This is a genomic window from Rubripirellula amarantea (genome assembly GCF_007859865.1).
GTDB lineage: Bacteria > Planctomycetota > Planctomycetia > Pirellulales > Pirellulaceae > Rubripirellula > Rubripirellula amarantea.
Genome location: NZ_SJPI01000002.1, coordinates 26,126 through 40,749, shown reverse-complemented (window position 1 = coordinate 40,749; position 14,624 = coordinate 26,126). Strand labels below are relative to the sequence as shown.

At 55.4% G+C, this 14,624-nt stretch carries 10 protein-coding genes; 3 read left to right on the top strand and 7 right to left on the bottom strand.

Going from position 1 to position 14,624, the window contains the following annotated elements; all coding sequences use genetic code 11:
• Positions 1–89: 89 nt before the first annotated feature.
• Positions 90–2,582, bottom strand: coding sequence for a DEAD/DEAH box helicase (locus tag Pla22_RS13850; RefSeq protein WP_146515450.1), 2,493 nt, complete (start codon positions 2,580–2,582; stop codon positions 90–92).
• Between the two features lie 129 nt (positions 2,583–2,711).
• On the opposite strand from Pla22_RS13850, the gene Pla22_RS13845 reads away from it, so the two are divergent.
• Positions 2,712–4,049: a glycerate kinase type-2 family protein gene (locus tag Pla22_RS13845; RefSeq protein WP_146515449.1), complete on the top strand. Its 1,338-nt coding sequence runs from the start codon at positions 2,712–2,714 to the stop codon at positions 4,047–4,049.
• 24 nt (positions 4,050–4,073) lie between these two features.
• Here Pla22_RS13845 and Pla22_RS13840 read toward each other — a convergent pair whose 3' ends face one another.
• The gene (locus Pla22_RS13840; RefSeq protein ID WP_146515448.1) at positions 4,074–4,442 is read right to left on the bottom strand and encodes a hypothetical protein; all 369 of its coding nucleotides are present in this window, start codon (positions 4,440–4,442) and stop codon (positions 4,074–4,076) included.
• Between the two features lie 284 nt (positions 4,443–4,726).
• Here Pla22_RS13840 and Pla22_RS13835 point away from each other — a divergent pair, with 284 nt between their 5' ends.
• Both Pla22_RS13835 and Pla22_RS13830 read left to right on the top strand, forming a co-directional pair.
• Positions 4,727–4,936, top strand: coding sequence for a hypothetical protein (locus Pla22_RS13835; RefSeq protein WP_146515447.1), 210 nt, complete (start codon positions 4,727–4,729; stop codon positions 4,934–4,936).
• Between the two features lie 17 nt (positions 4,937–4,953).
• Positions 4,954–5,643, top strand: a complete 690-nt coding sequence (locus Pla22_RS13830) for an HAD-IA family hydrolase (RefSeq protein WP_146515446.1) — start codon at positions 4,954–4,956, stop codon at positions 5,641–5,643.
• A 29-nt stretch (positions 5,644–5,672) separates the two neighbouring features.
• Here Pla22_RS13830 and ligA read toward each other — a convergent pair whose 3' ends face one another.
• The 5 genes from ligA to Pla22_RS13805 are packed head-to-tail and all read right to left on the bottom strand — an operon-like array spanning position 5,673 to position 14,583.
• A complete protein-coding gene (gene ligA / locus Pla22_RS13825; protein ID WP_146515445.1) occupies positions 5,673–7,718 on the bottom strand; it encodes an NAD-dependent DNA ligase LigA in 2,046 nt (681 codons plus the stop codon).
• Positions 7,719–7,771: 53 nt separating this feature from the next.
• Positions 7,772–9,931 carry a site-2 protease family protein gene (locus Pla22_RS13820; protein WP_146515444.1) on the bottom strand — a complete coding sequence of 720 codons (2,160 nt, stop codon included), beginning with the start codon at positions 9,929–9,931 and terminating at the stop codon, positions 7,772–7,774.
• A gap of 58 nt (positions 9,932–9,989) precedes the next feature.
• A complete protein-coding gene (locus tag Pla22_RS13815; RefSeq protein WP_146515443.1) occupies positions 9,990–11,525 on the bottom strand; it encodes an efflux RND transporter periplasmic adaptor subunit in 1,536 nt (511 codons plus the stop codon).
• Complete coding sequence (locus Pla22_RS13810; RefSeq protein WP_165440661.1) at positions 11,522–12,475, bottom strand: efflux RND transporter periplasmic adaptor subunit; 954 nt, start codon at positions 12,473–12,475, stop codon at positions 11,522–11,524. Before Pla22_RS13810 ends, Pla22_RS13815 begins: the two co-directional genes overlap by 4 nt.
• Positions 12,472–14,583 carry a TolC family protein gene (locus Pla22_RS13805; RefSeq protein WP_146515441.1) on the bottom strand — a complete coding sequence of 704 codons (2,112 nt, stop codon included), beginning with the start codon at positions 14,581–14,583 and terminating at the stop codon, positions 12,472–12,474. The genes Pla22_RS13810 and Pla22_RS13805 overlap by 4 nt, the downstream gene beginning before the upstream one ends.
• Positions 14,584–14,624 lie beyond the last annotated feature (41 nt).

Here is a 14,624-nt window from a genome sequence, read left to right as displayed (position 1 = left end):
ATTTTGCATCGACTGCTCTTGGTGCTGTGTTCTCGCCTCAAGGGCCGCACTCACCGATATCTCACAGCGCTGAATCGCGATACGGCCGGTCACGAATTTCGCCGACCTTTTTCAATCAGCTCGATCTCTTCCTTCACTTCTGGATCGGCGAGTATCTCGTCGGTGCTTTGAGGGTCGATCTTTCGGCAGCAACGGGTCAGTTGATCGGCCAAGTCATCGAGCGGATCTTCCCAAGTCTCAACCGTGGTTTCAAACGGAGGCACGTTGGCCATTTCGTCGAGCAGCAAAATCATTCGCAAGCAGTGTCGAAACAGAATGCCTTCTTCTTTTTGCAGCTTACGTGCGGTGACATACTTGTTGAAGTCGAAACCAAATTCCGCCAGTTCGCCCACAATCCAAACGGGCGTCACGCGAACGTCATGCACGCGAGGGAACTCATGCTTGAAGAGCCGCAAGATCTTCTCGCCGATCGTCAGCGGCCAGACGCGAGGTTCCTCGAACATCACTCGACCGAACCCGCGATCCTTGACCTCTTCTTCCTCGCCGCCTTGGGCTCCCAATTCTTCACTGGTGGCGAGTCCAAGTTGCAAGAGTTGCGGATCCAAACGCAACGTCGCCAATGACCCCGCTGGCATTTCGTCAATCTTTGGCATTCGACAATGCTTCGCCACACTGCCGGGAACTTCCAACACACTTTCCAACACCGCAATCCGTTCAAGCGGATCAGCGATGGCGATTTGGTCGGCCACGTAAACACCAAACAACGGTTGGATGCTTCGCAAATGCACTAGCCGTTGCAGTCGATCCGTAGGTGTTGCGGTATCGGGTTTGTAGTCATCGACTTCGTAACCTCGGCTCTCGATCAACAGCGGGTCGCTCGGATCTTCGGGTTCTTCGGCTGAAACGCTATCGGGCTGGTCAGTTTTCATCTGATCCAAGATCTCGCCGAACAATCCGCCGGTTCCTTGCCGTTCCTCTTCGGACTTGCCACCTTTGAAGTCGCCTTTCTTTGGCGGACCTTTGGTTGCCGCGGCGGCACGAGGCTTAGGGTCGAGTTCGATGTAGCCGGCCGTCCAAAACGTGATCAGCATCCGGTTCAGATCGCGTTGCGCTTCTTCGAGTCCTTTTTGGTTGAGCAGGCGTTTGCCAACGAGTTCGCGAATGGGTGCAACATGGGGATCGCGTCCGAACAGGTAAGCCAGCAAACGCCAGGGCAAACGACCGCGACTGGACAAGTCCGCCGAATCCGCATTTCGCAATTGTTCAAATTGAGCTTCGGTCCAATACGTTTCACCGGCTCGCCGTTTGGGCATTTTCTTTTTGAGCTGCTTCTTGGCTTTCATCAATCCTGGGTCTTTGGTGTCCTCAGGAATCGAATCGTATTTCTCTCGCCAACGATTGAGCTTTACATCGTCTTCATGAGCGAGCGCGAACACGTAACCGCGATCATCAAACTGTGGCCGTCCGGCGCGACCAAAGATCTGCTGGGCCGACGCAATCTCGACCAGCTTTTTCTTGTCCTTAGGGCCTTTCAACAAACTGGGAAGCACCACGCTTCGTGCAGGCAGATTGATTCCCGCAGCAAGCGTTTCGGTGCACACGCAAAATGCCAATAGCTTTCGTTGAAACAAGTCTTCGACGACTCGGCGGTATCGGGGCAAGACGCCCGCATGGTGAACCCCAACGCCCCGCATCAAAATCGCTTTCAACTTCGGGCCCGCGCCTTCACTCATGTCGATCGTCTCGAGGTAGTCAACGATTTGCTTTTGACGAACCTTGTCGATGACCGACTTTCCTTTAAGCAACTCCGCCGTGGTCCAACATTGGGCTCTTGAAAAACAGAACATCAAGGCCGGTGTTTGACGGACCGTTTCATCACCAGCGGCAATGCGTTCAGCAAACTCGGGCAGAAGTTCGTCATCGATCCATGAATATTCAAGCGGCACTTTTCGTTCGGTGCCGACGACAAGTTGCAAACGGCGATTGAGACTACGTGACATCCACGACGTGAACTCCATCGAGTTGCCAACTGTGGCGGACAACAACAACGTTCGCACGTGGGCGGGCAATAGCCCCAACGTCAACTCCCAAACGATGCCTCGCTGAACATCGTTGAAGGAGTGAAATTCATCCATCACCACCGACGTTACATCAGTGAAGTCAAACGCTTCAGGATTGAGCAAACGGTTGAGCAGAATTTCGGCAACGACGACCAACACGGGTGCATCACCGTTGACCTTGCGATTTCCCGTGACAAGGCCCACCTGGTCCGCCGAGAATCCCCATCGAACCGCCGACAGCCGGAGCTCTTCCAGTTTTTGATCGGTCAGTGCGATCAATGGCGTGGTGTAGTACATCTTCTTGCCGGTACGCAGCGCTTCGTAGACGGCGGCTTCCGCAATCAGCGTTTTCCCAGTTCCCGTGGGCGCGCAAACGAGCACTCCTTGATCGCCACGATCTGGATCGCCGGCAAAGTACGATAGCAGTGCTTCTTCTTGAACCGGGTACGGGTCAAACTTCAACAGGTCAAAGTACTCGGCGGCGATATCGTCTCGTGATGGATTTTCATTGGGTTGGTTCATGCGTAGAGGATAGTGGTCGCCCCTAAAGCCTGCCACCGTCCGTTGTTTTGCCTTTCTCGTTTCCGTCAAAGCTCGTGTAGATTGCGACATTGCGAACAAGCTAACTTAGTCGTCTTTGGAAAATGCAAAATGACGAAACATCCCACCGAAGACGCCACCGCGATTTGGAACGCGGGTCTCGATGCGGTTCGTGCCAAGCCTTTGGTCACGCGAGCGGTATCGGTCGACGGCGATCAACTATTAATCAACGAGCATTCTTTTTTCCGAAGCGACTACGACCGTGTGTTGGTGATTGGTGCCGGTAAAGCTGCGTCGGCGATGGCGCAAGGCCTGCAAGAATCCCTGCACGATTGGTTGCCGATTTCCGGATGGGTCAATGTGCCCGAGGGAACTCAAACCAGCATCCCCGGCATCGTCACTCATCCCGCGCGCCCAGCGGGCGTGAATGAACCGACTCAGGCGGGCGTCGAAGGTACTCGCAAGATCCTAGACTTGGCCGCAAGCGCTGGCCCACGCGACTTGGTGATCGCGCTGATTTCAGGCGGTGGAAGCGCCCTGTTGCCGCTGCCCAAACCAGGGATCACGTTGGCGGACAAACTCGCCGTGATTCGCCACCTGAGTTCAAGCGGAGCGACAATCAACGAGCTGAACACCGTTCGCAAACATCTTAGCGACATTAAGGGCGGAGGACTGTTGCGTGCTTGCGAGCGTACTAATCTGGTGACGTTGATCTTGTCGGACGTGTTGGGTGATCCGCTGGACCTGATCGCATCCGGACCCACTGTCGCGGACACGTCAACGCCGCAAGACGCGATTGATGTGCTGGCTCGATTTGACGCTGAACGCGAACTGCCCCACCGAATCTACGACGTGATTAACCATTCCGACGTCGTCCGAGCTAAGCCCGCGATCAACATCGTGATCGGCAACAATGCCGTCGCAGTCGACGAAGCCGGTATCAAGGCGGAAAGCTTGGGTTACAACCATGTGATGCAGTGCGCCAGTTCAAGTGAAGGCTTGGCGGACCAGATCGGTCGCCACTTAGCGGCGATGACGGTGGCGATGCTGCGAGCGGATGCGAACAAGCATCGCAATGATTGCTTGCTTCAAGGTGGCGAACCAACGGTGGAGCTTTGCGCCGCGGAACAGCGAGGCCTTGGTGGGCGAAACCAACATCTCGTGTTGGCGGCCTATGAAGAACTATTGTCAATCGACTTGTCAATTGACGAATGGAATCGTCTTTGCCTGTTGTCCGGTGGAACCGATGGCGAAGATGGACCAACGGATGCGGCCGGGGCTTATGTAGATGCCAAGGTGCATCACAACGCGGTGCAACTGGGACTCAATCCCGCAGACTACTTGGCTCGCAACAATGCGTATCGCTTCTTTGAACAAGCCGGCGGGTTGTTAATCACTGGCCCCACGGGCACGAACGTGTGTGACGTTCGAGTAGCATTGGTGACCTAAAGACGAGAACGAATCGTCGTCTCGTTAGCGAATGTAGACCGGTACATAGATGGTGGGGCGACCGTAGCGGCTGGAAGTCTGAGGCATCGCGTTGAATTGCGGACGCAGTGGCTCGTACCCCATCCACAATTGTCGTTCACGTCGCAACATCCGCTGCTCTGCTCGGTAGATCGCGCGTTCTTGGCGCAGTTCTTGGACGCTCTTCTTTTGGTAATCACTCGCCGACGATCCACTTGCGACGGGACGTTCGCGGGTGCCAAACAGTTCAATCTCGTTGATCATGTCGTCAACGGACTTCGCTTGCACCGGGTCTTGAGCACTCGAAAACGAAGCCGTCGCGGCGATTGACAAGAACAATCCGAGTCGAATGGAATGAGTAAGCAGAGTTTTCATGTGATTCACATGACCCGAGTAGTGACATTGAACAATCGAAGGTACGTACCTGAATAATCGGAATAACGCCGGCTGGCGTATGATTCGTACCAAGCTAAGGGGTAACAAGTACACCAAAGTCGCAGGGAGTCGCGCCGGTTGTACCGGTTAGGTAAGGACGAAAACGGGAAACGAACCGCGCCCAAGCAATGACATTCGATCAGTCATGCCTAGGCTATCCCAGTGTTGGTGGTTAAACTTCATCGTATCCCAATATTCCCCACCCTCTTCGGAGAAACCTAACCGTGAATTCTGCCTTTCAAGTCGTAACCGGACTCGCCGCTGCCCTGATGCTCACCTGCACGATCGGATGCGGTCCCAAGGCTCCCACCAGCGTCGACACCTCGACCGATGTTGCTGCACCTGCGGCTACTAGCAACGTGACAGCCAACGCTGAAATGCCTAGCAGCAACACCACCACGGGCGCTGAAACTCCAGCCGGCGAAACCCCGTAATTTTGGGTTCAAGCTGAATGCCACCGAAACATTTCGAGTGGGTTGTTTTTGACGCGACGGGGACACTGTTCTTCCCGTCGCCTGAGCCCGCTGGAGCCTACTTAAGCGTGGCCCAAACACATGGCCTTGAGTCACCCGACTCGCTTGATGCCATGCGTCGCAAGCTGGCGGCTGCGATGCGAAATCATTTCTCCGCTGACGCAGCCAAAGATCCAACGGATGAAACTCGCGAGCGAGCCCGATGGAAGCGAATCGTCGCCGATTGCTTTGCCGATCAGTCCACCATCTTTATCGATCGTGTCTTTGACGATCTGTGGGATCACTTTGCTAAGTGCGACCAATGGATGATCTATCCGGATGTCGAATCAACGCTGATCCGGGTTCGCGAAAACGGATCTCGAATCGCGATTGCATCCAACTTTGATGCCCGACTTCGCATGATCATTGACGGATTCGATATCCATGATTGGTTCGACGAAATCCTGATCAGCAGCGAAATCGGTTGGTGCAAACCCAACGTCGAGTTCTATCACGAATCAGCAAGACGACTCAAGCTTTCGCAACCCGATGCGGCGCTGATGATCGGCGACACCAAGCCCGGTGATGTGGATGCCGCCATCGACGCCGGTTGGAATGCATTGCATCTGGTGAGACAGCATGAGACTTCGCTGTCGGATTTACTTAGTGATGTTTCGACGGGCACCTGAACTGCGAAAGTCTTATCGGCCCAGTGCTGTCATGATTCGATCATCGCCTTGAACTCATCCTCGCTCAAAATTTTGATCCCGAGTTCTTCTGCCTTTTTCAGTTTGCTGCCTGCCTTTTCGCCGGCAACCAAAAAGTCCGTGCTCTTGCTGATGCTGCCCGATGCGCGTCCGCCGTGCTGAACGATCAGTTGTTTGATCTCGTCTCGCTTGTATTGCTTTAACGTTCCAGTGACGACGATGGACTTGCCCGCAAAAACACCATCGCCCGTCGCCACTTGTGGCTGAGTCAAATCCAAACCCACGTCTTTGAACTGGGCAAACAAATCGCGACCGTAATCGCTGTGACAGAACTCATGGATGCTCTTTGCAATCGCATCACCGATTTCATGGATGCCCGCCAGATCCTCGATGCTCGCTTGGCACAATTGATCGAAACTGGGGTGCTCTGCCGTTAGGATTCGAGCAACACTGGGCCCGATATGGCGAATCGAAATCGACGACAACAACCTCGCCAGCCCGCGAGATTTCGTTTCGGCGATTCCTTTGATCAGCTTTGCTGCGTTTCGTTCCCCAAAGGCAACGTCGATTTGTTCGCCATCTTTTCCTTTGCGTTTCTTGGGCCACACCAAGCCGTTGACCTGGTCTTGCGTCAACCGGTAAAGGTCCGCGTAGTTGTGGACAAGGTCGTGGCTAATCAAAAGGTCTACCACTTCCTCGCCTAATCCATCGATGTCCATGCCGGGCCGAGACCCGAAGTACACCAATCGTTGCCGCAGTTGAGCGGGACAGGCGGGCGAGGGACAGCGGATGTAAACGCCACCTTCGTCGCGAACCAACGGTGTTCCACATTCGGGGCAATGAGTGGGGAATTCAAACTTAGGTAGATCGCCTTTTCGTTCGTGCTTTTCAACTCGCACGACCTTGGGAATGATTTTGCCCGCTTTTTCAACGACGACGGTGTCACCTTCGCGGACATCAAGTCGTTCAATTTCGTCAGCGTTATGCAGAGACGCTCGAGAGACGGTGGTATCGGCAATCTCAACAGGAACCAAATTAGCAACAGGCGTGATCGTTCCCGTTTTGCCAACTTGAACGGTGATGGTTTGCAGCGTGGTGACCGCTTCGTAACGCTCAAATTTGTAGGCGATCAACCACCGCGGGCTCTTACTACGAATGCCAAGTCGTTCGCGTTGAGCGAAATTGTTCACCTTGAAGACGATCCCATCGACTTCGAACGGTAAGTCCGGCATCTCCTCTTCCAACAACGCCACCGCATCAAGTGCCGCTTTGGAATCCTTCAAGAGCTTCACATGAGGCGTCGGCGGAATCCCGAGCTTGCCCACTTCATCAAGGAACTCAATATGATTCTTCGCTTTCAATCCATCCGTTTCACCCACGCCGTGGCAAAAGAATCGCAAATTGCGTTCGGCGGCGACGGACGGGTCGAGCAAACGAATCGTGCCCGCGGTGACGTTTCGAGTGTTCTTGTAAGCCTCTTGGCCCGCATCGGCTTGTCGCACATTCAAGTCGGCCAAGTCCGAATTGGTCATGTAAACCTCGCCACGAACTTCTAATACTTTCGGGGCGTTTTTCCCGGTTGTTCGCAACGGCAAGTCGCGGACGGTGCGAATGTTGTGGGTGATGTCATCGCCCACGTTGCCGTTTCCCCGCGTCAACGCCAAAGTCATCAAGCCTTCTTCGTATCGAACCGAAGCCGCGACGCCGTCAATCTTGTACTCCATTACCCATTGGATCGACTCACCTTCAAGCTGCTTTTCGGTTCGTTCGAAGTACGCCGCCAAGTCCTCGCGGCTGTACGTGTTGTCGATCGAAAGCATCGGCACGCGGTGTTCGACTTGAACGAGGTGCTCGACCGGCGCGTCGCCCACGCGCTGAGTGGGCGAATCGGAGCTCTGCAATTCAGGGTGTTGCTGCTCGAGCGACTTGAGTTCCTCAAGCAGCTTGTCGTATTCTAAGTCGCTTACCGCGGATGTCGCTTCGACGTAGTACAGATGATCGAGGCGCCGGATTTCTTGCCGAAGTTCAGCGACACGGGTAGCAGCGTTTTTGGCCATGGACGAACGGTTCAATGCATGGAGGAGGCGAGACATTCAGCGAGCGTCGAATTCTAACGCTTCAGCGAATCCATGACACGGGCGGCAAGCGATCGCGTGTCCGAGATGGTCATTGCACCGAGCTGCCCAGTTTGAATTTCGCTGCTGGTCAACGCACTTAACTTCACGACGCTTTCCATCTGCGGTTCGATCGGACGAAGTTCGCTTGAACCGGTCGACGGATCCGGCGCCGGTTCCACGGGCAAGGGTCCACCCGCGTTGGCCCCCAGCGCCGGGTGTGGCAACGTCAGCCTGGCTCGCGGTCGCAGACTTTGCGGCTTGAGTCGAAATTGGCTTCCGCCACGCAATCGCACTTTCGACATTTCGCCGCCATCGACGGCTCGCTGATACGCGTCCATATCGCCGGGCGAAACGGAAACCAGCAGTTCCTTTTCTTGAGGGTCGCAAACGCTTAGCAATTCGGTGCCCTTGGAAACGTAACTGCCGAGCAGATGATCGATGGATTGGGAAACCACAAGACCTTCGCGCTGAGCATAGATATTCAAAGCGTCCACTTCAGCGCTAAGTTCATCGAGTTGACGTTGCAAGCTTTCCGCGTTTTCACCCTCTGCGGCCGAGAGGGCTAAGTTTCCTAACTGGCGAAATTGAATTTGCCGCAGTTGTGCGGTTCGCATGTCGTCGGCTTTCTCGTCGCGTTGCACAACCAGATCGGGATTCTCAAGCCGCATCAGCAGCGTCCCGGCTTCGACACGTTGACCTCGCGTCACGTGCACTTCTTTCACGAACGCGTCGCTTGCGGCTCGGACCACTTGGGCTTCATGAAAACGGACCACGACGGGAACTCGCCTCGCGATGGGCGATGGCATCGTCACCAAGTAAGCAATCAGGGCCATTCCAATGATGGCGACTCCCACCAAGCGACGCCGATGCACTCCCAACGACATTGCCGCTTGCTCGTTGGTGCTGGGTGCATGACGCCAGACACTGATAAACCAACGCGATAGTGGAATGACTGCCCACAAGGTGGTGGCGACTGCGGCCAAGACAACTCCTAGCCCTTTCGCCCACATCGCGACCCCGATGACCAAACCGCCCATCCAAACCAACTGGAAAAGAACGCTTCCCAACGCGTGGGCGGTTGCGAACGGGCGACGCCACCCGTGCAGCAGCGAAGCTTGACGAGGAATCTTTACCAGCCACCAATTCAACATCCCACCAAGTTGATTTCGACCGTGCATTCGCAAGTTCGGAATCTCGGTCAAATCCGAAACCACGTAGTAGCCGTCCAAACGTAGCAGCGGATTCGCATTGACGAGCACCGTCGCGGGGCCTGCGACAAGAAAGAACTGAGCCGCCAAGTGGCCCGCGTAACCATCGGGCAAGTACCACCAAAGCCAAGCCGCTGCGGATGCGATCGCGAGTTCAACATAGACGCCGCCCATCGCAATTTGAATGCGCTTCCAACGACTTGATAGCCGCCACGCATCAGTCACATCGACATACGCCAACGGAGCCATCATGAAGAACATGATCCCCGCCTTCCCGACTCGAACGTTGTGGTAACGAGCGGCGGTGGCATGCCCGAGTTCGTGAAATACTTTGGCGATTACCCAGATCACGACCATGGCCACCCATAATCCTTGATCGAACAAACGCGACACTTCATCGGCGAAGGCGGCACGATGGCTGCTGATGACGACTAATCCGCTAGCTACCCAGGCCACCCAGATCGGAAGTGCGTACGGTGAGAACACTGCACCGAAGATTTTGTTCATTCGATCTGCCAGCGGGTTGCACGCGAAGAGCGGGATGCGTTGGCTAATCATGAACGAAAGCAATTGCGGAACACGTCGATCCCATGGCACCGGAGCGTTCGTGGCCGGCGGAGCGGCTTGCGCCGCACCGTCGATGATTGGCATTGCCAGCTTGGACGTGATGAAGCGTTTGACCAGCTCTTCGACGTCGGATGCTTCCCACGCCAGACCATCGGTTTGCAGGATAGCGACAATGTCGCCGATGTCGCGACTGCCGTCGAGCAACGTAGCGACATGGTGCTCTTCACACCCCATGTGGAAAAACTTACCCAACGCGTTGTGGTGGGCAACGTAGCTGGTCTTGTTCCCAACATGCCGAGCTTCGAAGGTAACGGACGGATCCATCACGACGCGAACGCTGGGAGCGGCTTGCTCTTGCATGGCAGATGATTCATTCATTGGTAAGCAATCTCGCTAAGCACCTTCGGAAGCCGCACTCTTCACTTTTGACTCTTCACTAGTACCCAATCCACCACATCGCTCGTTCAACCCATGATCTTGTCCACGACCAAATCCACGGCCGCATCGGACCGTACGCGGTCGCTTCGCCTCGCATTCCCGGACGAAGCGCGCCGTCTTGGTTGCCGACCTTCATGCGTCCGACAAAAACGTTTTTGTCTTCACGCACTTCAGCAGCCGGGAAGATCTCGTCCAAGGGCATGAACATCGAACTGCCACCGATGGCGTCGATCTTGATTCGTGTCTCCATTCCTTCGGTCGCAAATCCAATCTCGTGTTCGGGAATTTGGAGCTCGATGATCATTTCTTCCATCGCAGCAACCTCCATCAAAGTCTGGCCACGTTCCAGCGGCATGCCAATGTTGCGTTGCAGGTCACCGCTGACAATCAAACCGCTAATGGGGCTGACAACATTTAGGTTTTGCAATCGACTTTCGATCAGGTCGATTTTGCGTTGCAACTTGCGTTGCTTTAGCGCGATCTGCTGGGCGTCCGCAATACGACGACTCGACCGCGCGACGTCTTCTTCCTTGGCAGCTTGCTGTAGCTCAGCCTGCAGCGACTCTTGTTCCAAACGCAGTGGTCGACCATCAAGCACCAAAAGAACTTGCCCCGCTTCGACCTGATCGCCCGGCCGGACAAACACCTCTTTCAGCGACGCTTCAAACGGCGTAGCGATGAATCGCTGGCCACTGGTTTCGACAGTTGCTTCACAAGCGATTCGGTAGCGAGCTGGCCAGACGGATAGCAACGCAAGGCCCACGACTATCACCAGTATCCACGACTTCGTGCGGGCTGCCATCGCTGACATCCACGTCGGCAAGCTGTGGTGCGGGCGACTCCAAAAGACGTTCGTTACCGTCTCGTGCACTGAATGGATCCACGAAACCGCAGCTCGATCGTTATCGATCCAAAGCACGCAGTTCCCGCCGCCTTTGGGCTGTGGCAACTTGATTGAAGCGAGCGTTCCTTCTTCGACCCTCTGTTCCCCTTCGCCTCGGACGATAGCACTGAAGTCACTTTTGCACGTTTCAAAGACCCGCGAATCCGATCCCATCCAACCGAGTTTCGAATCGTAGAGCCAACGCAATTGCTTGCCACCGAGTCCGGCCCGTACATGCCCGGACGTTTGAGGGGGACAAATCAATCGCGCCATCGACTCCAAAGCGCCGCGACGGTTACCCGCTTGGCAGATCCCGTCCACCAACGCCACGGTTGAAGCCACGTAAGCGGCCTCCAGTGGTGTCGGCGGCTGAGGCTGTTCCGCCTCCGCAGGCATTCCCACGCGAGCAGCCGCTTGCAATTTCGCGACCGCATCATCAAGAGCCTTGGTGATCGATTCAGAATCGGCGTCGAGAGCCTTGGTGATCGATTCGGAATCCCTGTCGAGAGCCTTGGTGATCGATTCAGAAGTGCTGTCGTAAGCGCCGGCATCACCATCGCGCGCAGACGCTCCTCGAACCAAGTCTTCCCGACTGGCTTTCGAACCATTCCCGATCATTTCAGCGTCGTGCCCCGACGCTTGCCAATTCATCGTGAAGTCGCCTGGGGTGGATGAAGATTGTTTGGCAGATTGAACCGGCCCACACGCGGAGCGATAGCAGGAGCGTTAACCGAACTTTCGGGAAGGTCGTTCAAGATCTGCAGAGTGCAACCGTCGCCGGGCAACAGCAAACCGTTTTCGTTCGGCAATTCGACACGCACTTCGACCGTACCACTGCCCCCGTCGATCTTGGGCGTGATTGATGTAATCTTCGATTCGATCATTTGCCCGCCGCTTCGCAATCGAACTCTCGCGCGGGTACCCACGCTTAGCGCGTACGAATCTTCAGCGGGCACCACGAAGACGCCTAGCAACTTATGCACCACCAACAACTCTACGATCGCGGGCTCACCGGGCGAAATGTACTCGCCGGGCTGCATGAATACTTCTGCGATCACACCGCTGGCTGGAGCCAACACGCTGCGGCGTTGCAGTTGCACTTTGGCTCGTTCGAGCTCGGCTTGGCGGACAGCGATTTGTTCTTCGATGCTGGCAACTCTCGCTCTCGCGATCCGCGCATCCGCTTCGGCTCGAACCAATTCGTCGGGTCGAGTCATCCCGTTTTCCGATAGCTCACGAAGTTTCGTCAGACGGCTATCGTTGAGTTCCGCCTCGGATTGAGCCGCGTGAAGTTCACCGGTGGCCTGGGTTTGAATCTGCGCCACCTTCAACGCGGCGATCTGCAACCCTTCATCGAGTCTGGCAATCAACTGCCCTTGTTCGACGCGATCACCGACCTTGACCATGATTTCATCCACGCGGCCGATTTCAACCGCCGCTAGATGAATCTGTTGGTAGGGCTGGGTGAATCCGTCGTACACCATGACTGTCAAATCGCCCACCGTTTCCGCGCGAACCATCGGCGCAAGTGGCATGGACCATAGGCATGACATCACCACCCACGCTCGCAGGGACTTCATTGGATGTTTCGATCGTTTCATTTTTTCAATCCTTGATCGTCGGTGCTTGGCGTAACCACCGTCTCGTCGGTAAATCTCTTGAAGGCGTCGTTTTCGAGCCATTGAGTATCGATAAGTCCCTTCACGTCAACTTCGATGGGTTCGCTCAGGTGCACGGGGACGGGAAGGTTGGGACTGCCGATCTGGGCTTCCGTTGAGTTAGACACCGCTGAGTTGTGCATCGCTGAGTCGGGCGTCGCTGAGTTGGGCGTCGCTGAGTTAGACACGGGAGTATTCAACGTCGGGCTGGGTTGGATCAGTTGATCGATCACTTCGAAGTCGTCGGTTGACATCGTGTCGGCGATCAGCCGAATGGTGTTATCACAGTTGTCCGTGATCGGAGTGATGCCGGACTTGATCAGTAGCGTTCCCATCGCCTGTTGCAACTGCACCAGCGAAACAACGTACTGCGTCTGAGCAGAAACCCAATCGCGTTCGGCATCGACGCGGCGCTGTTGCGCATCGAGCAAGGTTTCCAAAACAACCCCGACATTGGAACCATCGCCAGCCATGCTTTGCCATCGGCCAGTCAAAATCCGTTCTTCTTCGGTTGCCGCGACTAAGATTTCGCGACGCATGTGCCTCGCTTTGGCTGCTGTCTGCAGAGTAACGATCGCGACCTCGATTTCGGCACGAGTCTGCTGAACGGCTTCGCGTAATTCTTCGGTACGAATCTTGTATCGGTGGTGGGCTTCCCGGTATCGCGACTTCGCCAACCGTCGACCACGAGGAAGTTCGTAGGACAGCCCCGCGGAAATCCCCGGTCCGCCAGTGCTGAATTGGTTGGTGAATGCTTCAGCGGCGTTGTATTGACCGGTCAAGCCTGCCAAGTAGGTGTCGAAGACGGCGTTGAGCTGCGGTTCGAGTTCGGTGCGAGTGACGCGAATTGAAAGTGCCGCGGATTCGAGTTGCGAGGCTGCTGCTTTGACCTCAGGACGGTTTTCCAAGCCCGTTTGGACCGCAGTCTTCAGCTCCACATCGATCTCAGGGATCATCGGTTGGTTGACGGGAATCAATTCCAAACTACCCACTGCACCGGCCAGTTCTTCCGCTCCCACAAGCAAGGCCAGCCGAGATTGAGTCTTGCGAACTTCGCCTTCGAGTCTCAACACGCGATCGGCTCGCGATGCAACCCGTTGCCGAGTTTTCGCCAATTCGATCTTTCCGGTGTCAAAGTCTTGCCGAGCGACAAGCAAGGCCTCGATCTCACGAGAGCGTTCTAACAAAGCCTTGCTTTGCACCAAGTGGCATCTCAATTCGTAGAGCTGCCAATAGGCGGCGACGACGTCAACAATACGCGTTTCGACTTCGGCACGCATCTGCTGCCATGAAACATCGGAATCGAACCGGGCTTGAGTCAACAACCGTTCGTTGTAGTACTGATTGCCGCGACCGAGTAAAGGTTGCGCAAGCGACAAGCTGAGTCGCGAGTTGCCTTGGTCCTCGGGATCAAAGAACGTACTGTTGCTGTTGAGCAAGCCTAGTTCCTGGGACAAATCAATGGCTCCACCTCGCCGAGTCGTTTTGCGAATTCCGGCACTACCGACCAACGAATCCTCGATCAATCGCGATGGTCCACCCGTGGTGAGCGAATTGCCAACCGGGTCGTTGTTGCGTTGACCGCGCGTATCGAACAGGACGCTGGAATCGAACGCCGCATCTTGCTGGACAATTCGCTCAAGCGAAACGCTGACATCCCCCGCGACGATCTGGATTCGTGGACTGTGTTCAAGCGTGTCCAACAATACGGTATCAAGGCCGAAGGAAACCCAGTGCGGGTGATCGAGTACCGACGTGTTGACCTCGCTTCGCCACCATTGCATTTCGTCGTCCGGCGATGCGGCAACGAAGGGTTCAATATAGATTTCCGATGCGATCGGCGATTCGTACTCGTCCCCTATCGGGAATGTATTTCCCGGACCGGGTGCATCAATGCTCGGAACATGCAGAGGCTCAAATTCTTGGGCCGTTGCGATTTGAAAGCCGTTCGTCGATCCCAGCACCCAAAGCGCAGCAGCAACCGCGACGACAATCCCTTGATTCCGTTTACGGTTGGTTGGAGTAACGATACGAGGAAATGGGGACTTCAACTTATTCCGTGAAACTGGTGGGGCAGTTCTCCTGAACTTTT